Source organism: Chryseobacterium sp. FG46 (assembly GCF_057809135.1).
Genome location: NZ_JBMDJJ010000002.1, coordinates 21,347 through 46,882, shown reverse-complemented (window position 1 = coordinate 46,882; position 25,536 = coordinate 21,347). Strand labels below are relative to the sequence as shown.

The 25,536-nt window shown below is 36.4% G+C and carries 16 protein-coding genes; 10 read left to right on the top strand and 6 right to left on the bottom strand.

The genetic code is table 11. The features are described from left to right. The first annotated feature begins 678 nt into the window (after positions 1 to 678). Both ACODR7_RS01755 and ACODR7_RS01750 read left to right on the top strand, forming a co-directional pair. Positions 679 to 1,365: an ABC transporter ATP-binding protein gene (locus ACODR7_RS01755; RefSeq protein ID WP_488836788.1), complete on the top strand. Its 687-nt coding sequence runs from the start codon at positions 679 to 681 to the stop codon at positions 1,363 to 1,365. A 78-nt stretch (positions 1,366 to 1,443) separates the two neighbouring features. Beyond that, a complete protein-coding gene (locus tag ACODR7_RS01750) occupies positions 1,444 to 2,766 on the top strand; it encodes a hypothetical protein (RefSeq protein ID WP_488836787.1) in 1,323 nt (440 codons plus the stop codon). Between the two features lie 109 nt (positions 2,767 to 2,875). Here the strand turns inward: ACODR7_RS01750 and ACODR7_RS01745 are convergent, their stop codons facing one another. Together ACODR7_RS01745 and ACODR7_RS01740 are read right to left on the bottom strand one after the other, a co-directional pair. Then, positions 2,876 to 3,145: a heme oxygenase gene (locus ACODR7_RS01745; protein ID WP_488836785.1), complete on the bottom strand. Its 270-nt coding sequence runs from the start codon at positions 3,143 to 3,145 to the stop codon at positions 2,876 to 2,878. Between the two features lie 204 nt (positions 3,146 to 3,349). Next, the gene (locus tag ACODR7_RS01740; RefSeq protein ID WP_488836783.1) at positions 3,350 to 3,910 is read right to left on the bottom strand and encodes a helix-turn-helix domain-containing protein; all 561 of its coding nucleotides are present in this window, start codon (positions 3,908 to 3,910) and stop codon (positions 3,350 to 3,352) included. A 163-nt stretch (positions 3,911 to 4,073) separates the two neighbouring features. Here ACODR7_RS01740 and ACODR7_RS01735 point away from each other — a divergent pair, with 163 nt between their 5' ends. Further along, positions 4,074 to 4,205, top strand: a complete 132-nt coding sequence (locus ACODR7_RS01735) for a hypothetical protein (protein ID WP_488836781.1) — start codon at positions 4,074 to 4,076, stop codon at positions 4,203 to 4,205. A 353-nt stretch (positions 4,206 to 4,558) separates the two neighbouring features. Here the strand turns inward: ACODR7_RS01735 and ACODR7_RS01730 are convergent, their stop codons facing one another. Next, a complete protein-coding gene (locus ACODR7_RS01730; RefSeq protein WP_488836780.1) occupies positions 4,559 to 5,656 on the bottom strand; it encodes a calcium:cation antiporter in 1,098 nt (365 codons plus the stop codon). Positions 5,657 to 6,096: 440 nt separating this feature from the next. Between ACODR7_RS01730 and ACODR7_RS01725 the strand changes: the two genes are divergently transcribed. The 5 genes from ACODR7_RS01725 (at position 6,097) to ACODR7_RS01705 (ending at position 8,127) form a co-directional block, all read left to right on the top strand. Next, a complete protein-coding gene (locus ACODR7_RS01725; RefSeq protein WP_488836778.1) occupies positions 6,097 to 6,315 on the top strand; it encodes a hypothetical protein in 219 nt (72 codons plus the stop codon). A gap of 140 nt (positions 6,316 to 6,455) precedes the next feature. Continuing rightward, positions 6,456 to 6,794, top strand: a complete 339-nt coding sequence (locus tag ACODR7_RS01720; RefSeq protein WP_488836776.1) for a cupin domain-containing protein — start codon at positions 6,456 to 6,458, stop codon at positions 6,792 to 6,794. Continuing rightward, a complete protein-coding gene (locus ACODR7_RS01715; protein WP_488836774.1) occupies positions 6,787 to 7,017 on the top strand; it encodes a hypothetical protein in 231 nt (76 codons plus the stop codon). Before ACODR7_RS01720 ends, ACODR7_RS01715 begins: the two co-directional genes overlap by 8 nt. 7 nt (positions 7,018 to 7,024) lie before the next feature. Continuing rightward, on the top strand, positions 7,025 to 7,831 hold the full coding sequence (locus tag ACODR7_RS01710; protein ID WP_488836773.1) for a hypothetical protein: 807 nt from the start codon (positions 7,025 to 7,027) through the stop codon (positions 7,829 to 7,831). A gap of 29 nt (positions 7,832 to 7,860) precedes the next feature. Then, entirely contained in the window at positions 7,861 to 8,127 is a 267-nt protein-coding gene (locus ACODR7_RS01705) for a heme oxygenase (RefSeq protein ID WP_488836771.1), read from the top strand. Between the two features lie 235 nt (positions 8,128 to 8,362). Here the strand turns inward: ACODR7_RS01705 and ACODR7_RS01700 are convergent, their stop codons facing one another. The 3 genes from ACODR7_RS01700 to ACODR7_RS01690 all read right to left on the bottom strand — a co-directional run bounded on the left by ACODR7_RS01700 (position 8,363) and on the right by ACODR7_RS01690 (position 16,021). Next, positions 8,363 to 9,061, bottom strand: coding sequence for a DUF1826 domain-containing protein (locus tag ACODR7_RS01700; protein ID WP_488836770.1), 699 nt, complete (start codon positions 9,059 to 9,061; stop codon positions 8,363 to 8,365). A gap of 150 nt (positions 9,062 to 9,211) precedes the next feature. Further along, positions 9,212 to 11,077, bottom strand: a complete 1,866-nt coding sequence (locus ACODR7_RS01695) for a T9SS type A sorting domain-containing protein (RefSeq protein WP_488836767.1) — start codon at positions 11,075 to 11,077, stop codon at positions 9,212 to 9,214. Between the two features lie 72 nt (positions 11,078 to 11,149). Beyond that, positions 11,150 to 16,021, bottom strand: coding sequence for a PKD domain-containing protein (locus tag ACODR7_RS01690; protein WP_488836765.1), 4,872 nt, complete (start codon positions 16,019 to 16,021; stop codon positions 11,150 to 11,152). 515 nt (positions 16,022 to 16,536) lie between these two features. On the opposite strand from ACODR7_RS01690, the gene glsA reads away from it, so the two are divergent. After that, positions 16,537 to 17,550, top strand: coding sequence for a glutaminase A (glsA, locus tag ACODR7_RS01685; RefSeq protein WP_488836763.1), 1,014 nt, complete (start codon positions 16,537 to 16,539; stop codon positions 17,548 to 17,550). Between the two features lie 944 nt (positions 17,551 to 18,494). Continuing rightward, positions 18,495 to 25,517 (top strand): SDR family NAD(P)-dependent oxidoreductase, encoded by a 7,023-nt coding sequence (locus tag ACODR7_RS01680; RefSeq protein ID WP_488836761.1) that lies wholly within the window; start codon positions 18,495 to 18,497, stop codon positions 25,515 to 25,517. Positions 25,518 to 25,536: the final 19 nt, after the last annotated feature.

Genomic DNA, 25,536 nt, shown 5'->3' with positions numbered 1-25,536 from the left:
ATACTCCCGATAATCATCAGATCGTAGAATTAAATACGTCGAATTGTAAAGAAATTAAAACCATTAAATCAATTGGAAGCGATTATTTAAAGATATGTTCTATTTAAATTACACCGCTGAAATTATTGGGGATTTAAGTGATTCCTCTGCACATCATTACTTTAAATGTGAAGTTCTGACGGTAGTTCAAATGTAACCAATTTTGGAAAATATGATTTTTTTATTTTTTGATTAACAAACAACCTATAATTAAAATCAAAAATAGAAAAATTTTAATCCATAAGTTAAGATATCAGCAAATGGCTCAAAAACTTTTAAGATAATGGAAATATTTCCAACAACTATGAAATATTCAGCTATCTTTATCCGTCTCTTAGTAAGGGCTACAAGAAACATTAAAAACACAAAATATAAAACCATGAATAGTATTCATAAAATTACACTGAAAATTATCACTATAATTTTAGTTAATTTTTCATCAGTAATATTCTCACAAATCACAGCAAATCGTTTTTTTTATGAATTAACATATAAGCCGAGTAAAGATTATATTACATCTGATGATAGCGATTACAATGCAATTTTATACGTTTGGTACTATAATGATTTTATTAAATTATATAGCATGGGGTAATTATATAAATATTGATTTTACACTTTTAAAAAAATATAGATTAAATGACAACAAACATTGAGCTTGATAATATATCTTATAAAATAAAAGATACCCAAATATTAAAAAATATTTCTTTTAAACTGTCATATGGACTTCACATATTATTAGGCAGTAATGGATCTGGAAAGACTACCATTTTAAGGCTCTTGAGTACACTAACGCCTCCTACTTCTGGTATTTATCAATACAATCAGATAAGTGTAAAAAAAAATCGCCAAATAAAAAAGGAAATAGGGTTTATGCCCCAACAACCTAATTTATATTTAGATTTAACAGTTTATCAAAATATAATGTATTTTGGGCTTCTCAAAGGGGCTAAAAAAAAAGAGATTGGGGCGAAAATAGATTTATTTTTAGAATCCTTTAGTATACTTCCATTCAAAAATATTAGAGTTCAAAATTTATCCGGAGGAATACAACAACGGATATCAATCATTATTTCGATTATCAATAATCCAAAATTATTGATATTGGACGAACCTACTAACAACTTAGATGAAATAGAAAGGAATCGTTTATATCAATTGCTAAAAAGTATAAGTGCTAATACAATCGTTATATTTTCAACCCATTTAATAGATGAGGCTATTAAGCATTGTGATAAAGTCATAGTAATGAAGGACGGTAATATTTCATTAAATGAAAGTATAGTGAATATGAAAAATTTAGATATAAAAAATTATTTTTAAATGCTGTTGTCTTTTTTACAATTAACCACAATCTATTTCAGACACTTAATTAATAAAAAAATATTTTTATTATGTGTTATGTTATCAGGCTTATTAGGCTTTTTTCTCATTCCTAATGAAAACTCAAATTATGTTACTTTTTATTGCAATAATTCATCAATTGTTAGTAATGAGTATTGGATTGGTAATCTTTCAGGTGTTTTCTCTAATTTAATTATTTATGTATTACTTTTTTTTATCATAGCAGGAGATAAAGAAAAAGACATTGTTGCTGGTTATTATATAAATGAAGATCTGTCTCCATTACATCCTTTTTTTAAAAACTTATACAAAATTTCAGCAATATATCTAATCTCATTATTGCTGCTTTTGGTATTAAATTTATCATTAATCTTAGCCAATAGTCAAAATGTTAATATTGTATTATTCATTACCCCAATTTTATATTTTTGTATTCCATTTTTGTTATTTGTTTCTGCTCTTTGTTATTTCATAGAATATCTTGTAGAGAATAAGTATCTCAAATATTTTATTTATTACTCCATTTTTATACTGCTTATTATTTATGACGATAAGCTTTTATACATTACAGGCCATTCAGAACTTTTTCTTTTTTATAAGAACCTAAATGTTCCTGTGAAAAACTTTGCACTTGGTTTTATTTCTAAAGAAAAAGTACTAAATCTAATAACAGTAAAACATTTTATAAAACCCAACTTTACATTTTATAAATTATTAATAATATTTTTAACTATCCTTATTACTTATATTTTGTCCTTTATTAAAATTAAAAGGATTTTTACCACTAATAATAGTAATGATGATCTGATATATTTGAATAATTCTTCGACTGGTATTAAAAATGATAATTTTTCAATTGAAAATAGATCTAATGGTAATCAAACAGACTTATCCTTGATTAGTTATTTGAAAAAAGATTTCTTTCTATTCAGAATTAGTGTTAGTAATAAATCATTATCGTTTTTTTTCCTTTTTTGGATTCTCTCATTTATTGTACAGGAAAATTTTTTCCTTTTTACATTAGTGATATTGTTATTATTAAGTAGCAAGGTAAATGATTTCTTCTTAGGTAAACCCTATTTTTATAATACGTTTATTTATGAAAAATTGTATAGCTTTCCATATATATTATATTTTATATCAAAATTTATAATTGTTTTGAGTTTATATTGTTTATTACTTGTCCCATATTTTTTCCGTATTGGAGAAATACATGTTATTTTATTACTTATATTAAATTTTTCAATTATTTCAATTTTCCAATTAGCAAGTATTCATTTACTAAAAAATACTACTGTAGCAAATATTATATTAATTGTTATGTATGTAAGCTATGTTTCAAAATCTCCATTAATTGATATACTTTATTATAAATTTTAAAAAATCCCTTACTATATTTATGATAGAAATAGTTCAAATTACCTATCTATTTTAAAAATGTCATACAGTAATCAGGTGAATGTATGAAGTACTTCATTGTAATCAATGTTCAGATAACATCATAATCATTCATTGTTGTTACGAAATAATGTTCAATTATTTCCTTAGCATTTTGGCACATCACTAAAAGATCTTCTCTATTCGTATCTTCAAAAATAAAATCATCATGAATCTCAATAATGAACTCGGTCACTTTTTCAGTATTCATGAGATCATACGCCATTAAATCATTTAAGTTATCTAATCTGCATTCTTCCTTAAAAAAGGGAAGCTTTCGGGAAATGGAATTTTTAAACTGAAAAAGATGTATTGTTTTCATAGCTTCTTCTATTGGGTTAATAATATAAATCTGTTTATCGTATAAACTGTATTAATGCTCAAACAGGCTTTTTTATGGATTCAGCGGTTAGATTTTTTTATGGTAATAAACAGGGGATAAAAAGATAATTACATTACAAAGATGACCGTTTCAGTATATAAAAAGATCTATATATCCAGAATAGTTTTACATATATCCTACCTTTTATAAGTCTTCCAGATTTCCAAGACGCCTTTGTTTCAATTGTTTATAGAATGAAGGGGAAAGGCCCGTAATTTTTTTAAATTGATTAGAGAGATGTGCTACACTGCTGTAGTTAAGTTTATAAGAGATTTCTGTAAGATTGAGTTCATCATACAATAATAATTCTTTTACCTTTTCTACTTTATTAATGATGATAAAATGCTGAAGAGTCATTCCTTTCACTTCAGAAAAGGTATTGGCCAGGTAGGTATAATCATAGCCTAATTTTTCACTTACATAATCGGAGAAATTTTCTTTTGGAAGAGCATCTGAATAGTGAATCATTTCTATGACTACATTTTTTATTTTTTCTATCAGTATACTTTTTTTATCATCCAATACCTCAAGGCCCGTTTTAAGTAGATTTTCTTTCAGAAGCTGTCTTTGTCCGGTGCTGATATCATCCAATAATTCCACAGTTCCCAAATCTACAACAGCATTTTTAATGCCCAGTCTTTCTAATTCCTGATGAACAACCATCTTGCAGCGCAAACTTACCATATATTTTATGTACAACTTCATCTCCCTTACTGTTTACATCTGCAATTATTTCATTAACAGATATTTACCCAAAGTTAGTCTATTAAATCTGAAATATCTATGATTTATATAACAAATTGAAAAACAATTGCAAAGCTTTCCTTTTTTAAGGGTTGAAATTTACCGCTACAAAAAATATTTCACAATGTCAAAAGAAAAAGACGGAAAAAAGAAATCAGATAAAACTCCACCTGCGAAATCTCCAAAAGAGAAACGGGAAGATAAAATGAATAAACGAAGAGACAGGGAAAACGAAGCCCGAAATAGCCATAACTGAATACTATCTCTGATCAAAAACGACATTAGACTTTGGGACTGAAGCTGTTTTAAACCCCGGCTAGGCAGTCCGGGTATCATCCCCTAGTTTGAATACAAAAAACAAGGTTCTGAAGATCCAAAAATTATAAAAGATGATAAGGAGTGCTTTTACTTATTTTCCAGGAAAAAATCATTTACATCAGATCATTTATAGCCCTACAACGGTTGTGTGTTATGACAACTCAAGAAAAAAATATTAACCTCAATCAGGGAACGGAATCAACCGGCAGCTATCTCATGGCAAGGCGCTGTTTTCCAAAATAGCTATCCTTAGATATTAATGTACTTAATTTAAAATTTAAAAACAGGAACTTATGGCACTATCGTAATGAAAAGATAAATTAAAAATATAGCGATCAGTACAATTCCCTGCATGATGTTCGTTCTGCCCGTTGCCAGTGAAACGGTAATGATAAAAAGGGATAGTCCCAAAAGTATTGTTGATTTAATGTCTATTCCTAATGACATTCTTATCCCGGTTATTACAGATATAATGGCAATGGCAGGAATACTCAGTCCGATACTTGCCAAAGCAGAACCAAAAGCCAGGTTGAGTGAGGTTTGGATCTGATCACTATTTGCCGCTCTGAATGCTGCCAGCCCTTCCGGAAGCAAAACAATTCCGGCAATAATGATACCCACCAGAGATTTTGGAGCACCTGCTGAAACTACTATATGTTCAACATCCGTTGAAAGAAGTTTTGCCAAAAAAACAACTACCCCCAAGCATAGGATCAATAATATACAACTGATAAACAATTGTTTGCGGGAAATCTTTTCATGAGTATTCTGTACAGGCTGGCTACCGGATAGTTTATTTTGTGGAGAAATGAAAAAGCTTCGGTGTCTGAAGGTCTGGATCATGGTAAAGCCAAGGTAAAGCCCTAAACAAATCAAAGCAATAAAAAGCAATTGAAAGGAAGTATACTCTCCTCCGAGATGGCTAACCGTATAATTGGGCAGAATAAGCACAAAAATAACAACAGAGGTAAGAGTAATGAGTGCAGTACTTACCCCCTGTAAAGTAAAACTTTGTTCTCTATATCTTAAAGAGCCAATTACAATGCAGCCTCCGATAATTCCGGTAAGGATTATCATCACTGCTGCAAAAACCGTATCCCTGGCAAGGGTAATAGTTTCTAACCCTTTAGCTCCCATCATGATTGAAATAATAAGCCCTACTTCTATCACTGTAATGGCAAATGCCAGAAGCAAAGTTCCGAATGGTTCACCCAGACGATGGGCAATGACTTCGGAATGATACACGGCGGCCAAAACACTTCCCATTAAAAATAAAGCCAGAAGTACGGAGTAATACCCTGAAGAAAAAACAGAATTTCCAATATAAGAAAGCCATGCCAGAATGGGAACCAAAAACGTCCACATTCCTAAATATTTTTTTGTATCCATATAAAACAGTAATTTTTGTTGCGATCAACTGTATTCTTAAAAAAATTAACAGGATAGATATTTCCATTAAAACAGTTTTTACAAATGATTTGAATATACTCTGGAGGAATATCAAATAATGAAAGAAAAAGAAGTAAATAAAAACAAACTTAGAGTCCTGCTCAACAGTTCAGAATAGTTATTTAACAAGGTACGAATAATCAACCACTTATTTTAGAATTATATATTATTAGTATTTTAAATTTTCTAATTCTTGTCTTTCCTATTAAAACTCCAGATCATATTCATTCTTTTTTGAACCCCAATCCCAGACACCTAACAATCCAAAATTTTTATAAAGTGTGATATGTGCAACATTAAAAAAACAATCTGTAAAACAATAGATTATAAAACATCCAACTTTGTACTGTAGCAATTATGTTACATTAAAATTCAACCTTATGGACACAAACCACAACAAAGGCGACAAATTTTTCAAAACTCCCGGAGACTGGATTGAACAGTCAAAACAATTGAAAGAAAAATTTTCAATATTAACGGATCACGACCTGAAACTTGAAGAAGGTAAAGAAAAGGAAATGCTGGAAAGAATTGGAAACAGACTAAGAAAAAATCGTGAAGAGGTTCTCAGTATTATAAAAGAAATTAATCTTTCATAAATTGTTTTCAAAAACAGTTAAAACCAATGAAAAGGTACATTTATCAAAAGTTTTAACTGTAAAAAAGGGATGGGATATTAGACAGTTCTATCCCTTTTATGTTCAGTAGCTTCTACTCTTTCATGCTTAAACAAACCGTGATGAATGATAAAGAAATCAAAAAATCAAAAATATATATTACCAGCCAGATTGTAGAATATATACCCAATTCCGTTGTCAGCAAGACAATACTGGAAAAACCAACCGGCAATATCATTGCTTTGTCATTTGATGAAGACAATGGGCTGCCCGAAAAAGTTTCTCCTTTTGATATGATTGCACAGATTATTGACGGTAAAGCAGAAATCATTATAGACGGAGCTTCTTATTTCATGGAAAAAGGTGAATGTATCGTAATTCCTGCTCATAAATCTCATTCTGTAAAAGGGAATAAGCGTTTTAAGATGATATTAACGATAATAAAAAATGGCTATGAATAATATAGATACCCTATCAGTTTTAACCAAAAAGATATTAAAAAAAACGGTTGAAATTCAAAAAGAATTTCCTGAATTGTATGAGCTTTTAGACGAGACACCATTATTCTTTTCTTTTACAGATAAAGAAATCACGACCAGAGATTTAAGACAATATCTTATCTCCCTTATAATACAACAAAAGTACTTTGAAAAAGGGCCTATCAAAAAAAATGATTTACAATAAAATTATAATGAAAAAGCTGACTAAGCATCCAAAGAGCAAATTGGGGCTCAGAAATAAAAAAAATATTTCAAGAAGAGCCTTTTATACACAATTTATCTCTTTATTTTACATCAGAAATACCAGCATCACCTTAGAAAGGGATGCCAGGGAAGTTATTCGCATGTTAAGGGAATTACAGATTCTCAATAATAAATCAAGATTAGTTTTCATTACCCACTGCAGTCTCTGCAAACATAATCTTTGGCAGTCTGTTTTGGTTGATATCAATGATAATATACAATATATCAGACTACAGTTTGAATATATAGCAGAGAATATTTTAACAAAAAACAAAATCAATTACTCTATATTCTGGCAGCAAAATAAAATCTATATCAATGCATTAGAAGGTAACCATGAAAAACTCATTCAACTAGGTGATCAGATTTTACCAAAAGAAGAAATGTTACCCTGGAAAACCGGTATATGCAGCTTTTATGACGAAATATTATCTTTACTCACGCCTCTGATAAATATATGCAGACTTGAATCTGACTTTATAGATAAATACACCCCAAAAATCTTTAATAAAACTACTTTTGATATTATTAAAAACATACCCCAAAATTACACGTTAAAAGAAGCCAGAAAATACGAACAGGAATATTTGAAAATATTAACAGATTACAGCCATGCATACAGTAAAAAAGGTAACCTTTGGGAAAGCTTACTGCATATACTTTCAGGAGGTATTTACCAGCTTCCTTCAGAACAAGTTATGCTGAACCGATGGATGAATGTAAAAATGAAAGAAAGTTTTCCGAAAAAACCCTAAATCAACTTAATTTAATAAATATTAGCACAGTGAAGATCATACACCTTTTTCAGTTTAAAAATTCCATTTTCCGTAACCTTCCTTTCTTCCATGAAGACCAGAGGTTAAAAAATGAAGCAGTAGAATTCGATATAATGAATATTGAAATAGTAACGGAGTATATTGTTAAAACCCAAGATGATTTTACTTTTGATAACACTTCCAGAAACGATCTTTTGTCAATGTGTAAAAAAGCTCAAAAAACAATTGAACATTACTTTGTGATCAGAATGGATAATTATGAGATAAAAATGTAATGCAATTAAAGGGCTAGGTTCATTAACTTGAACTTATTTGTTTTTACCATTTTTAACAGGCAAACAAGTACCACCTGCAGGGGATTGATTTAGAATCGGTCCTTCTTTCATGCTTAAATAAATAGCGAAAAAGGGTAATGTTTTAGTATTGGGTTACAGAGGTATCTTTATCAAAAATAAAATCCAATAGCAGAGATGTTGGATTTTTTCTGTCTTTGAAAATATAGCAGATCACTTAACAAATCAACAGCAGCCTGTACTCTCCATCATTTTCAACAGGCGCTCTGTGAACACAAGGTAAAGCCTTCTGATCAGGATGATCTACTGCAATGCGCCAAAGATGACCAACCCCTAAATTGACAGGCTCTGCATCGGGTTTAGGCTGATAATGAAGATCAAAGAAATATTCTTTCAGGAAGTCTTCAAACTCTTCTTCAGTACCGTCATGTAATTTTCTGAGCTGTTCCCGGATTTCAGGAATTAAAATTTTCTGTTCTACCTGATCATTGGGTATAATATCACTCGCTGTTCCATGATAAGTACAAAGAAAAGTGTCTGTTCCTACAGGTGAACGGTCAACATGATAGGAGTACACATCTGTTGAAATAAAACCGAGTTCCTCATCGCGCTCATAACATTTAAGCAAATTAAGAACCGGAGATGCTCCGAAATCTGTTAATAACTGCAGGTCATTCAGGATAATTTCTCTCGCCATACTCCCCTCTTCCGACAATTCCAACGCTAAGAGATCTTCGCCGGAAACTTCTGTAATATCATCTTTCAGCTGAAGCTTTGTGACAATTTCTTTAAAGTCACCCACTAAATTTCTAAGCCAGCAAACTGCATTCACAGTGCCTTGAAAATGGGTATTCACAAGTTCAGAAAAGGAAGAAACCACACCTACTTGATGATGGCCGGAAAACGTTTTACTCATATGTTGGAATAAACAATTTCGCTGCTTAATTCTGTACAAAAATACGGAATAGATTTTTCAATTACATCAGATAAACTCTACAAAAAAACAGCATCCTTTTCAAAGAATGCCGTTTATATATAAGGGTATTAATTTTCAGTTTTGTTTTTGTTACTTCTTTAGTATTTTTTCCGTTACTGTAGAAGATTTTGTTTGAAGTTTGATGTAATATACTCCTGTTTGAAGAGAAGATAATACGATCTGTTCCTGCATCATATTCAAAGTTCCATGTTTTACCAGCTGTCCGGCTGCTCCAAAGATTTCATAAGAAACCAAAGGCTCTTTGCTCCTTATGGTAAGTACATCCTGAACCGGATTAGGGTATAATTGCATTCCGGCCTGAGCAGCAGTTTCTTCTACCGACATCTGGCTGCACGCCGATTTAGCATATTTTGTAAAAAAAGATTGAGATTTCCCTCCTGCTACATTAACAGCCATTGTATTGACATTATCATTGGCATCTGTAAATAACTGATCATGAAAAAAGCCTCCCACTACATAATTACCGTCATTATCTGCTGCAACCGCCGTAAATTCATCGATAACATAAAAGTTACTGCGAATCTCTCCTGTTCCCAAAACATCTCCGGTATCTTTGTTAAGTCTCACCAATAAAGGATCTGATCTGTCTCCATCAGGACGTACCATTGCATAGCTGCCCCAGACATCAGACCAGCTTCCTTTAGCAAATGCTATTTCGTTTCCATTAATGGCAATTGTTCCTTTGGTAAAACGATAGCCAAACTGAAGACCAGACATTGCTTCCGGAGTTCTTGCCCACTGTACCGCACCTGAAGCATTCATTTTCATAACAAACGGAACGGCCTCCACATAGCTTCTCAGAGGAAAAGTATAACTTCCGAAAGTAGCAGGCACCGTTATTCCGTTGTAATAACGTCCGGAAATATAAATATCTGAAGTCACCGGATCTTTTATAATAGAATGAATTTCGTCATCCGTACTTGTTGTCCCATTATTAAGTTCTTTTCTCCATACCTCAGCCCCTGTAGTACCGTCAAAAGCAAATACATAAGCAGCTTTCGTAAAAGGAACATTATTATAGGAAAGATCAACCAGATTACTGAATCCCGGATCCATTCTTTTACCGGCAATATAATAACGATTCAAGCTTTCATCGTATACAACATTCACTTTCCCTTCTCTTCCTACAGCATTTATTGCATCTCCTGTAATAGGAAGAAGCAAAGGAGCCGCCGGGGTCATATTTCCATTATCATAATTGAACTTAACTGCATAATACTGATACGTTGATGTAAAGGAGGAAGGTACGGTAATTAATCCGTTCAAATGGGTTCCTGCCCTGAATCCCATTACAGCGTGAATATTTTTGGAAGAATCCATATACATCATCTGAACATCACACATACGGGAGAAATAGTTAACATCTCCCTGTAAAGATTTGCTCCACGCCAGTGTACCATCCGAAGTATTATATTTTAACAGAAAAGCTGCTTTATGGGCGGGTTCTATTGTCTGATCATAATAAGTATACAGGGGCTGTGTATGAGTATCATCAAAATGTACAGGAACCGCATTAGGATCTCCTACATATGAATTGTTATAAAGGGTTGCCATCACGTATAATCCTCCGTTGTTATCCACTTTAATATGCCATGCATTTTCTCCATCTCCTGAACCACCAATGGGTCTGGACCATCTTATATTTCCCGCACAATCAGCAGAGAACAGAAAAAGATCACTCAGCCCGTAATTGGTTACAGAAGTACCATTCAGGTTTTGTCCCTGTTCGCGCATCGTTGCAAGATAATAAGTGTTATTGTTGTTGTCTATTACAATATCCCTTATGGATTCATCAAAGACATAATGAAAGCCCGGATCTGCTGAACCTGTTAATCCTCCTGCCTGTTTTCCCCATTGCCATTGATAAGCCTGGCTAAAAGATAATCCCGGTAGTATGAGAAGGAGTGCCCAAAGTTTGTTTTTAAATTGTATCATAAAAATTCATTTAATTATCACATACTATAAAAAAAGCAGTGTTCTCCGGAGAGAACACTGCTTGATAAGCTACTAATTTTTAATTAGTTTTCCTTGTAATGAGGTGTCTCCCGTTTGTACGATAACAATATAAACACCTTGCAGCCAGCTGGTAACTTCCACGTCTACCTCTCCGGAAGCCGTTTTCAGTTCCTTACGGAATTTGACATTGCCCATGGCATCAAAAACCGTAACCTGTTTTGCCAGTAATTTTTCATTGCCCGTATTATACGAGATTTTCACTTTTTCCTTTGCAGGATTTGGGGTCATTTTCAGAGAAGAAACTGAAGTTGCCATCACACTTCTTCCTGCATTTTTCATACCCATCCAGTTAGGATCTACCGCTTTGGTAGTAAACTTACATGTTTCATTGGAGAATAAAATCTCATCAGCACCCTGGAAGCCTGAGTTTGGATAGAATGCCAATGGATTAGCGTTCATATCATACACTCCGCCTGCCGGAATCGTAATAATAGATGGAAGATAAATTCCAAATCCATTAAGACTGGAAACGGTAAGGCTGATTGGCTGGCTTCCGCCATTGTGGATAATACCATACACATTATAGTGATCTCCAACCCATTTCATGTCTTTGATACTTGCTTCCAGTTTACATTCTGTTTCGAATCCACATTCTTTACCTGGATAGTAATTCATGGTTCCGGAAGTAAACTGACATCCCAGATGATTAATCTGTAACTGATAGGTTCCTGCAGCACCAATATACAAAGGATAAATATAATCATTGTTTCCACTCTGGATACTGTTTCCGAACAGCTGCCAGTCATGATGATCAAAGACTCCTTTTGGTCCTAAAACATAATTCTTTCTGAGACATTCATCATAACATCCTGTCGGGAATACCCACATCAGGCTTTCAAGACTTAATGGCACCTGTGTATTACCTACAACTTTACATCCGCTTGGTGCGGTGTAAATAACCTGATAAGCACCACCTTCGTATACTGTGATAGACTGACCTGTCATTCCGTTGCTCCAGTTATACACTCCTGCAGACGGTCCTGATGCTGTTAACACAACCTGATAAGGCTGGCAGCTTACCATATTATAAGTTACCGAAACTGGTGCCGGAGGGCTATTTACAGTAACTGTAAAGCTTTTACTGCTTGTACATCCTGAAGTACCCGGAGTTCTAACTTCCAGTGTATACACATAAGTACCTGCAGCTAATGGTCCTGTACTTAGAGCAATCGGATAAGGAGCAGAAGCCCATGGTACAACTACCGAATTTCCTTTTTTCCATTGATATTCCAATGTATTATCCGTTACAATACCAGTAAGTACTGCTGATGACCCTTCACAGATATTAGCTGTTCCTGCTATATTAACATATGGAGGGTTTTTAAGCGTTACAGGTATGGCTTTAGTACTCATAATACTTGTTCTGCATCCGTCTGATGATACCAGCACCGGCCAGTAGTTACCAGATTGTGTTGGAGTAAATACCGGAGAGTTTGGTGCACCTGGTACAGCCTGAGAACCATTCATCCAGATATACTGGTTAGGAGATCCAAGCGTACTGGTAAATACGATATTAGGAGCGCTTCCCATACAAGCTATAAGTGAAGGAGGTGCTATAGTACCATCCAGAGTCGCCTCTTTTACATTAACACCAATTACACCAGAAGTATATTCACATCCCATAGGAGTTTTAATTTTCAGCTGAATGGTTTTTGTTCCTGCAGTATTATATGTTATTGTAGCATCTGGTCCTGTTGTAACGTAAGAGGTACCATCAAAGATCCAGGTATATGTATTTCCCGGAACATAGTTTATAGGGCTGAACGTAACAGGTGAACGTGCACATAGCCAGCCTGGAACCAGGAAGGTGGTATCAGGAACCGGAGCTAATGTAATAGTCTGTGTAGTGGTACACGTTGGTTTCCCTGGTGCAGACACTGTCATTGTAAAGGTATAAGTACCCGGCGCAAGATTATACGTGGCCGATTGTCCTGTTTGGGCAGGCTGTCCCGGCGAAGTAAATGTATAGGTAATAGACGCCGGATTGATTTCAAATATCGTAGAGGTATTGAAAAGCGTTACTGTATATCCGCTTCCGTTACAAACTGTACTGATATTGAATTTAGGCTCATAGTTCTTTCTCACTTCTACCCCTTTACTGTACCAGCATGAACCGTATCTCAGACGTACAAAAACAATGTGCGCGCCTGCAAGATTAGTCTGATATACCGGTGAAGCCGTTCCCTGACCGGAAACTAAAGTAAGTACCGTATCCGACAGCCATTGGATTTCGTCAGGAACTCCATTATAAGTTAATCCTGAAACCGTAATATTGTTACAAGCAGACCATGCAGGAACGAAATTAATCTGTGGATCCGCTGTACAGCTTCCACTGCTCGGGCAGGACTGTGTTACATTAACATTCTGGGAATAAACCACACAGTTATTAATATCTACTGCCTGTACTTTATACGTTCCAAAAGCACCTGCTCCTGAGATGGTATATGAGTTGGTAGTGGCACCTGGTATAATAGAATTGTTTTTATACCATTGCCATGATGAAATATTCGTAAGCCCTGTAGAACTGTTAGCCGTAAGTGTATACGGTGTCATCGTTACAGGATCACAAACCACAATATTATATACCGGAGAAATTGTAATAATAGTTTCCGGATAGATAATAAAGTTAGCACTTGCTGTAGGCTTATAATTACATCCGTTTGTTCCTGTATAAGCTACCGTAACGGTTTGAGAAACATTGTTTCCTGAATTATTCTGAATATAGCCGTTGTTCGGGAAACTGTAAGTTCCAGCCGGATTAAACGCTGTGGTAAACGTTGTTCCGTTAGCAAAAGTGAAAGTCACATTTGTTGCTGAAGTAATGCTTCCCTGATTTACTGTAAAAGTAAGGTTTGAACCTAAACAAACTCCGCCAACACTTGTAAAGCTCACTACCGGAAGCGTTATTAAAGATACCGGCATCGTGATAATTTGTGTTACTCCACATTTTACGACTTTCAAAATAAGATCAGTAGTACTCGTTGAAGAAATCTCGTTGAAGTTTACCGTGATATTAGCTGTACCCTGTCCTCCCACTACACTTCCGAAGTTGGAACTTGCAAATGACCATTCCATAAAATCCGGAACAATACCGTTCAGGTTAGCACTGAAAGTTTGAGTGCTACTCGGGCAGAAAGGTCCTGAGTTTGGATTAATAACAACCGTGCTAAGATCCAGCTTCGTTACATTGAATGATTTTGGAGCTGAAAGACATGCCGCACTGCTGATAGATTTGTTCTGTGCAGATACTGTATACGATGTAGCACCGGCATTAAATATAACAGTAACAGATTGTCCTGCATTACTTCCCTGAATCGTTCCGTTGGTAACATTCCAAACCGGTACCATACCAGGATCTACTGAACTGATGGTATAAACATAAGGTTTTCCGGGACATACTTTTGTTTCTCCGGAAATGGTTCCGTTTGGTGCCTGCGGAATTGGTAATACCTTAATAATTCTTCCATTACTTTCACAACCTCCTCCTTGCTTGGTAGCCGTCACAGTATAAGTTCCCGCTGTTGCAAAGTTGTAGTTGAATATTCCTGTCATTGGTGGAGAAGTATAGGTAGATGTTCCCGTTGTCACCTTCCAGATCACCGGTACATTAGGGACTGCTGTAAATCCCTGGCTTGTTCCTGCACAGATTTCATCCACACCACCACTTACCAGTACAGGTTCCTCTACTACGATATCTATAGAAGCCTGTCCTTCACATGTCAATAAAGTATTGAAATAATTTGCCGTAAGGTGATAAGTACCTGGCTGATTTGCTCTGAAAACAATTTCATTTCTCTGCTGGGTGTTCGTCAGCTGACCTCCTGCCGGACCTGTCACATTCCACTGAACGCTCGTTGTAGGCCACTGAGGAATTGAATAGGTATACTGTCTGCCAGTACATATCACTTCCTGTCCTTTAATTTTTGCATTTTTTAAAACAACAGGAATTTTAATTGTCGTCCACTCAGGACAAGCACATTCTGACATGTACATTACATATCCGAAGCCGTCAAGCGGATCAACCTGATCCCAAACAACTTCGATTTCGTTACCGTTATTGTTAACAATTGATCCTCCGATAACTTTCCATTGTCCTTTGTTACATCCATCCTGTACATTATATTTTTCAGTACTGCCTTCACATACTACGGAAGCACAGTTGATCTGTACAGGATCTGCTTTTAATACCTTGATTTGTTTTTTAATTCTATCCTGGCAGCCACACTTGTTCGTTACCGTCAACTGAATAGTATAGTTTCCGGGATTAGCATACAAATGAGAAGGCTCAAAAGCGGTAGAAGTTGTACCATCTCCAAAGTCCCAGAAATAATTAACAATATCAGACCCACCGTTCTGTTCAGAAAGGTTATCGAAATAGATTGTCGTATTCTTACATACAGTATCGGCAAGATTTAACATTTCAAATTTAGCAATTGGCCTGTTAATCTTTTCAATACAAATAGTCTGTGTTTCCACTGTTCCGTCATTATAGGTGATGACAGCCTGTAAAGATCCATTACCCGCTGCTCCCCAGCTTACATTGGCCACGGTATTCGAGGGTCCTGAAATAGCTGCAGTACCTCCGGAAACCGTCCATTGCACATTGGAAACATTCGGTCCCTGAATCTCATATTTTACCGTTGATTGTTCACAGACACGGAGACATTGGGATGAATTGATGTAGGAATAGGCGATTCCGTTGTCAGGGATCTGACCGTCTTTTTCGCCGCGGAATTCCTGGCATCCAACCTGGGCGGTCCATGTAATTCGAGCTTGTGCTTGTAGTACCCACGGTACCAGAAGCCAACATAGCAGGAGCCATCTGAAGATGTGCTGCCTACCAAAATAGGTGTTGTTTTTCATAGTTATTAAAAAGTGTTATTAATTTTTTGTCAAATTAATAAAAATAATAATACAAAAGTCATTTAATCGTGAAAAAAACAACATTATTTCACAATTGAATTCCAACAATATAGATAAATTCATGATTATATGTTATTTCACCAGCCTATTAGTTATGTGAAAAAATCCTTGTCTTTGCTCAATTTGAGAACAACAACCTGATTTTAACAGAATAAAATCATACATTTTGACCTATTAAAAACCAAAATAAACAACTAAAAACCAAATTAAATTACTTTTTTACTTAAAAATAACGATTGACATTAAAATTAATCACATTTAAAAAAAAGATAAAAACAGCAAACTTTCTATCCATTTCTTCTTAAAAATCTCTAGTGTTTTCAACAATGCGGTCTTCTCCCATAAGTATCTATCATAATCTGCAAGAAAAATCATGAGAATTGCCGACAAGATTTAAATAATTTATCTTTGTTTCCTGAGGCTTATCATAAAAATTATATTTCAAAACCTCCTATATGAAAAACAACAGCTTTTTACTCTCCGCAAAAGGAATCTGTACTGCAGCTTTTCTTTCCTTAAACACAATCCTTTATGCACAGAAAGCAGCAGATATCTCAACCCTTTCAGAAAAAACATTAAGTACCATTCTGGAAAAAAACAGAACGTATTACACTCAGGGAAAAGTGGCAGATTACATTCCTGAACTAGGGAAAATGGATGCTAAGGCAATAGCTTTTTCAGTAGTTGATAAAAATGGAAAAGTATTCAATGCCGGTGATGTCAATAAAAAATTCACCATGCAGAGTATTTCCAAAATCATATCATTAATGGTAGCAGTAAACGAAAAAGGAGAAGCTCATATTTTCGACAAAATGGGGTATTTCGGATCAGATAAACCCTTCAACCACTTTTCAAACCTTGAGACTACGGGAAAGCCGCTTAATCCAATGATGAATGCCGGAGCAATTCTTACCACTTCATTAATCTCCGGAGATGGCGAAAAACCATTCCTTAAAATACTGGATATGGTAAGATACATTACCAAAAACCCATCCATAGATTATAACAAATCAGTTTATGAATCTGAAAAATCAACAGGCCACCGCAACCGTGGTATGTTTTACATCATGAAAAACAGCGGACTGATTTCAGGAAACGAAGACCAGCTGGACAATTATTTCAAGCAATGTTCCATTGAACTTACTGCTGAAGATCTTGCAAAAATAGGCTACTTCTTTGCCAACCAATGCGTTAGATTCGACGGAGATACCACTTATAAAAACGCAGATACAGCAAAATTAGTAGAATCACAAATGCTGACCGCCGGAATGTATGAGTTCAGCGGTGAATATTCCAGAACAGTTGGTTTGCCAAGCAAATCCGGTGTCGGGGGCGGAATTACGGTAAGTGTTCCCGGAAAAATAGGAATCGGGGTATTCAGCCCTGCTTTAGATCAACATGGAAATTCTCTGGCCGGGTATCATATGATATTAGATCTGGCAAAGCAGTACGGATTAACTATATTTTAATATTTTCAGCATCCCTATTAGTGAGCAGATCGTTTATCAGTTATTCAAAAAACATCGATATAAACGACACACACATCCGCAAAATGGCTTATTAGTCAAAAAAACTTCAACAATCAACACATACAAAAACAGTAAGCATATCAGATACTTACTGTTTTTTTTATGAATTTCGGAAAGATATTTAAATTATCCTTAAAAATATCTTTCTAATTATTTATCAAAAAGATATAAAAAGTTCATGAATAATTTAAGTTAAATCACAATATATTGATTAATTTTAATTAAATTCGCTTTTTCATTTTATCAGATTCATAAAGGTATTTTTTACATTTTTGTATATTATCCATGGTATATTATCTTTTTGTAATATACCTAAAAACAATTCTCTTGTTTTTGAAATATTTTATTTTTTATTTCTATATTTGCTTAACGTTTTTTTAAACTATAACTATTTATAGTTAAAATTTTAAAGATTGTACCGGCCATGTTTCTAAGAATAAGGAAACAATAAATATACTTTAATAACATTTGAATAACAGATCTTTTAATATTAAAAAATCGTTATCAAATAGCATTTATGATTAAAGATATATTATAGTTTTATTATTTTTATTTTCTCATAACTGCAAATTGCTATTTATGCAAATAATATCAGCATTTTGCCATGAGATATCATTAATCATTTCTATACCGTAAATGCTATGAAAAACTTGACCAAAATCTGGCTATTATCCTTTGAAAAGCCAGGTATAATTACTATAACCCAAAATCTATCTACAACCGATAGATTATTAAATAATTACCATAAAACAATAGCAATTATTAACGATTTGATAAAAACCAATTTTATTATATCCTAACAAAAAGTAATGGTCTTACTATGTAAAGACCTTGCATTCTGTTATTAAACTCTTGCTATCATTCAATAATTCAATTAACACGCCATGAAAAAATTAACCATTATTGGACTGACGCCTTTTGAAAAGCCGGACGTTAATCTTGTATCCCGACTGCACCAGGCGGGTGCATTACCCGTACTAAGTTTAGGAAATGAGCTAACGAAAGCCCAGGAAGCGTTACATCAACTTGATCAGATAGACGTACCATCGTATGGTATTTATTTTTCTAACGACGATTTCACCACTCTTCAAATTCCGGAAAAAGTAAGATTTGCGATCCTTCCGTTCGGAATGTCTAAGCCACTCAATATACCTGTTATTTTTCAGGTAACCAGCTTGGAAGAGGCCAGACAGGCTGAACAGTCGGGAGCAGAAGGAATCGTTATCAAAGGAAATGAAGCGGGTGGATTAGTAGGCTATGAATCCACGTTTGTATTATTCCAGCGTGTGATCAAAGAAATTCAGAGCATTCCGGTGTGGGTACAGGGAGGAATAGGTCTCCATACCGCAGCAGCAGCAAAAGCTTTGGGAGCAACAGGAATTGTACTGGACAGCCAACTGGCTCTGTTTCCGGAAAGTTCGGTCCCTCAGGATCTGAAAGAAATCTGCTCAAAACTGAATGGTACAGAAACTAAAGTGATTGCTAACCATCGTGTACTGGTAAGACCCCATTCACCGGTTTTACCTGAAAATGCAACCGCCGAAGATCTGAGACAATATTTTACAGGTCTAGACCTCAGTACATGTTACATCCCTATGGGACAAGACATTTCATTAGCTACAGATCTGTATGAAGACTTTAAAACCCTGAAAAAACTGATTTTCGGTTTCAAAGAAGCCATGTATGGACACCTGAAGCAGGCAAAAGCACTGAAAGTAATTGATAAAAACAACCCTTTAGCTCAGGAATTGGGTCTGAACTACCCTATTGCTCAAGGTCCTATGACCCGTGTAAGTGATGTTCCTTCATTTGCCAATGCAGTAGCAGATGCGGGAGCCTTACCCTTTGTTGCTTTATCCTTATTGAAAGGAGAATCTGCAAAATCTTTGGTAATGGATACCAAAAAACTGGCTGGTGAAAAAACATGGGGTGTAGGAATTTTAGGATTTGCTCCACAGGAATTAAGAGATGAACAGACATCATATATATTAGAAGCAAAACCTCCTGTAGTTTTGATTGCCGGAGGAAGACCTGCACAAGCTAAAGTATTTGAAAAAGCGGGAATAAAATCATTCTTACACGTTCCTTCCCCTGCTCTTCTGGATATTTTCCTGAAAGAAGGCGCGAAAAACTTCATTTTTGAAGGACGTGAGTGCGGAGGCCACGTAGGCCCTTTGTCCAGTACAGTTCTCTGGGAAAAACAAATTGAACGTATTTTAAAAGAAGATCATCCTGAAAACATCAGTGTCTTTTTTGCAGGAGGAATTCACAACGCCTTTTCAACCGCATTCGTTTCTATCATGGCTGCACCATTGGCCGCAAGAGGAGTGAAAATCGGGGTACTGATGGGTACAGCTTATCTGTATACCCATGAAGCTGTACAAACGGGAGCTATTCAGGAAGAATTCCAGTCTCAGGCCATGCAGGCGAAGGATACCGTTTTACTGGAAACTGCTCCCGGACATGAAACCCGTTGTTTAAATACAGCTTTTGCTCACCACTTTAATACAGAAAAAGCAAAACTTCTTGCCGCAGGTATGGACAAAAAGCAGGTATGGGAACAGCTTGAAAAATTAAATGTAGGCCGTTTACGTATTGCCGCTAAAGGAATAGAACGTCAGGGCGACAAATTGGTCAATATTCCTAAAGATGACCAACTGGACTTAGGAATGTATATGATCGGGCAGGTAGCCACCATGCAGAATCGTGTGATCTCATTGGCAACCCTTCATCAAAGTGTGGTAGACAATTACGAATATATTCAGGATGCAGTATTACCAGAAGAACCGGTTTCTACAGAAAAACCTCTTGATATCGCAATCGTAGGGATGGAATGTATTTTCCCTGGCGCTAAAAATCTTGATGAATACTGGAGAAATATCATTTTAGGAAAAGACAGTGTTACCGAAGTACCGGATGAAAGATGGAATAAAGACCTTTATTATAAGCCTGATTCCAACGAATCGGATGTATCTCATTCCAAATGGGGAGGATTTATTCCTAAAATCGATTTCGATCCTTTGGCATTCGGGATTCCGCCACAATCTCTTGCCGCTATTGAACCTACTCAACTGTTAACTTTATTGGTTGCCAAGCGTGCCATGGAAGATGCCGGTTATGGCGAAAAACACATCAACAGAGAAAACATTTCTGTCATTATAGGTGCTGAAGGAGGAAATGATCTTGCCAACAGCTATAGTTTCAGAGGATATTATAAACAGGTTTTCGGAGAACTTCACGAAGAAGTAAAAGAAGCCTTTCCACATACAACCGAAGATTCTTTCCCTGGTATTCTTGCCAACGTAATTGCTGGAAGAATTACAAACCGACTGGATCTTGGAGGCAGAAACTTCACAGTAGACGCAGCCTGTGCTTCTTCTTTGGCAGCTATTGATCTGGCTTGCCAGGAACTTGTATTAGGAAAATCTGATATGGTTCTTGCCGGAGGTGCAGATTTACATAACGGTATCAATGATTATCTGATGTTCTCCAGCACGCATGCCTTATCCAGAAAAGGAAGATGTGCTACATTCGACAGTGATGCAGATGGCATTGCTCTTGGAGAAGGTATTGCGATCCTTGTTTTAAAAAGATATGAAGATGCTGTACGCGATGGAGATCGTATTTACTCAGTAATCAAAGGAGTTGGCGGATCCAGTGACGGAAAAGCGTTAGGTTTGACCGCTCCTAGAAAAATAGGTCAGGTAAGAGCATTAGAACGTGCTTATTCTCAAGCCGGAATAAGTCCTGCATCCGTAGGTCTTGTAGAAGCTCACGGTACAGGAACGGTAGTGGGTGACAAAACTGAACTTAGTGCTTTGACAAATCTATTCAGCCGTTCAGGAGCTTTACCCGGACAGACTCATTTAGGTTCTGTGAAAACACAGATCGGGCATACCAAATGTGCGGCAGGATTAGCAGGATTAATCAAAGCTTCGCTTGCAGTATATCACGGAGTAAAACCACCTACTCTACACCTTCAGCAGCCTAATGCGTATTATAATGCAGAAACCAGTCCGTTTGCCTTCCATGCGGAAAGCGGATTGTGGGCGGAGAAAAACCGTTATGCAGGAATCAGTGCTTTCGGGTTTGGAGGAACAAACTTTCATACAGTCATTGCAAACCATCCTAAACAGGACAATTCAATTGCCATGCAGTCATGGCCTTCGGAATTGTTTGTTTTCCGTGGAGAAACTTATGAAGAAGCTAAAGGACAGGCAAGTCAGGTTAAAGTATTATTAGAAATTAACGATGGTATTCCCTTAAAAGATATTGCTTACAGTTTAAGCATCAGTTCAGAAAAGCCAATCCAGTTCAGTATTGTTGCAGACACCGCTGAAGACCTGATGATGAAGCTTGAACTGGTATTGCTGGGGATTGAGACAAAAGACACTTTTACCGTGAATAAAAAAGAAGGTAAAGTAGCCTTCACATTCCCCGGACAGGGCAGTCAGAGAATCAATATGGCTCGTGACTTATTTGTTGTTTTCCCGGCCATGCGTAAGATTATTGATGAGTATCCTGAACTTGAAAAAGTAGTTTTCCCATCGAAAACGTTTAATGAAGCTGATTTAAAACAACAGAAAGAAACCATTAAAGATACGCGTTTAGCACAACCGCTTTTAGGAATTGTAGACCTTGCACTGGCTAAATTTTTAGAATCATTAGGCATTATTCCAGATATGCTGGCAGGTCACAGCTATGGTGAAATCCCCGCTTTATGTTTTGCAGGAGTGTTTGGAGAAGATCAACTGGTTGACTTAAGTGTTAAGAGAGCTCAGTCTATTTTAGATTCAGTAGAAGGCGGAGATCCGGGATCAATGCTGGCGGCAAGCGCTACAGCGGAACGCTTACAACCGATCATTGCTAAAGTGGAAGGCTGCTATCCTGTCAACTTCAACGCTCCTGCACAATGTGTTATTGCCGGAAGTACGGAAGCCATCAATACCTTACTGGAAGTACTTAAACAGGAAGGAATCTCTGCTAAAAAACTGGAAGTTGCTTGTGCATTCCACAGCCCATTATTGGCAAAATCCAAGGATTTGTATGCGGAAATATTGAAGGATATTCCTTTCAGTGAAATGCAGATTCCTGTATGGTCCAATACCACGGCGGAAGTATATCCGGCAAATCCGGCGGAAATAAAAGAAAGACTTACCGACCATCTGGTACAGCCTGTAAGATTTGTAGAACAGCTTCAGGCGATGTACAACGATGGGGCAAGAATCTTCATTGAAGTAGGACCAGGAAAAGTTCTTACCGGACTAACCAAATCCTGCCTTGAAAAAGATCAGCTGACCTTATATGTAGAAGACAACAGCCGTAATAAATTCAGTCACCTGCTTTGCATGCTGGCCCAATATTTAGGAACAGGCCGAAGCTTTAATATTGATAAACTTTTCGATGGCAGAAGTGTTACGATCATTGATCTTAACCAGCCTGAGCTTTACAAGAAAAGCCCTGCCATCTGGCGTGTTAACGGGCAGACAGCCCACCCAACTACTGGTAATCTGCCATCCAATGGTGCGTTGCCACTTATAAACCCTATTCCCATGAACAATTTTACCCATCAACCACAGACACCAGCAACTGAAGCTCAGTCTACCGCTGAACGTATGCTGCAGGAATATTTAAACAGCATGAAATTAATGATACAGGCACAGCGTGATGTGATGCTTTCCTTTATGGGACAGAATCCTCAGGCATTCCCTGCTCCTGTATACCATTCACCAGCACCAGTAGCTGCGCATCAGCCTATATCTGCTATTCCGGTTCAGCCAGTTCATCAGCAACCTGTAGCTGTAGCTCCTGTAAAGCAAGCTCCTTCAAGAGATATTAAATCCTTATTACTACAGGTGGTAAGCGACAAAACAGGATATCCTCAGGAAATGCTGGGTATGGAAATGGACCTGGAAGCTGACTTAAGTATTGATTCTATTAAGAGAGTTGAAATCATCGGAACACTTCGTAACGAACTGGGAACTCTGGGTAACGGAAATGCTAATGAAGATACCGTTATGGAGCAGCTTGCCGGAATAAAAACTTTAAGCGGACTTGTTTCATGGCTTACTGAATTTTCAGGAGCTGAAACCACTGCTGCGACTGAAAAAAAAGGATCAGCTACTGAGCCTGCAGTTTCAAAATCACAAGCTCAGCCGGCATTCTCTCTTGAAGACCTTCAAAATGCTATTCTGAATATTGTAAGCGAAAAAACAGGATATCCGAAAGAAATGCTGGGTCTGGATCTTGATCTGGAAGCAGATTTGAGTATAGACTCCATTAAACGTATGGAAATCATTGGTGATCTTAAAATCAAGATCGGATTTGGTCAAAACCTTGAACAGGCGGATGATGTTATGGAAAAACTGGCTGCCATCAAAACCCTTCGCGGTCTGGCAAGCTGGATCAGCGAAATGAATGGTAAAAACAACGAAACCACTCACGAAGCGAAAGAAGAAAATACTGCAGAGCCAACCCAAAATGTACTCTCACGTCTTCGTTTTGACATCACTCCAACAGATTCTTCTAAAATACAAAATACAGAAGTTTTACAGGGAAAACGTTTTGCCATTACACAGGATGACAGCAAACAAACCTCAGCGATCAAAGAAGCGCTGGAAAAACATGGAGCTATTGTAGAATTGGCAGATACAGAAAAAGATCTTTCCAATATTGACGGATTAATTATGCTGGACCTATTCTCAGCAGTTGATAAACCAAGCATCATCGATCACGTAGATCTGATCAAGAAACTGGATTTTGATAAAGCAAAATGGGTATACCTGATCTCAGATATTCCGGCTCATCTTCAGGAAATTACTGATGTAAGCGTATTACGCCACCATCAGGGATATCCGGGACTTTTCAAAAGTTTAGCAAGAGAATTTGACAATACAACCTGCAGATTAATCAGCCTTAATACACCTCAGGAAGTAGATCAGATTGCTGAAATCGCTTTAAAAGAAATCCTTACCAACGATAAACCTGCTGAAGTGATTTATAAGAATGATCAGAGACACCAGGTAGACATCATTCCTTCTCCATTATCTACAAGCTTACATGAAGCGCATATCCAGTTAGATCAAAAATCTGTGGTACTGGTATTGGGAGGCGCACAGGGAATCACTGCCGAGTTGGTAAAACACATGTCTCAGGCCTATCCTTGTACTTATATTCTGGTAGGAAGATCAGCTGACCCGAGAAATGAACTTTCTGCGAAAGATTTCGAAGGAATGAAAACCAAAGAGGAAATCAGAGGTTTCCTGATCAGATCCGGACAATTCACTTCTCCTGCAGAAATAGAAAAAGAAACGACAAAAATTTTCAAAAACAATCAGATCCTGCGTACTATCCGTGACATGGAAAACCTTGGAAATACCATCATTTACCAATCATTGGATCTTTGTGACGAAGAAGGTTTGAGCAGATTAATCAGCAATATCTATGAAAAATACGACCGTCTTGACGGAGTCATCCACGGAGCAGGTCTTTTAGAAGATAAATTATTCAAGCAAAAAACGACAAGCTCTTTCGGACGTGTATTTGATACCAAAGTAAAACCCCTTCGTGTATTGGCAGAACAGCTTCGTTCAGACTGTCAGTTTGTAGTATTATTCTCAAGTATTGCTTCCGTATACGGTAACAAAGGCCAGACAGATTATGCGGCGGCCAACAGTGTACTGGATGATTACGCCAATGCTTTAAATAAAAGATTGAAAGGAAAAGTAATCTCGATCAACTGGGGACCTTGGAAAGGTGCCGGAATGGTTTCTTCCACCCTTGAATCTGAGTACGAACGCAGAGGTATTTCTATGATTCCATTGGATGAAGGAAAAGAAATCTTCCTTAACGAGATTAAATACGGAACGGAAAGCCAGGTGCTGATCATGTCAGGAAATAATTGGTAAAACGCTGTATAAACGAAGT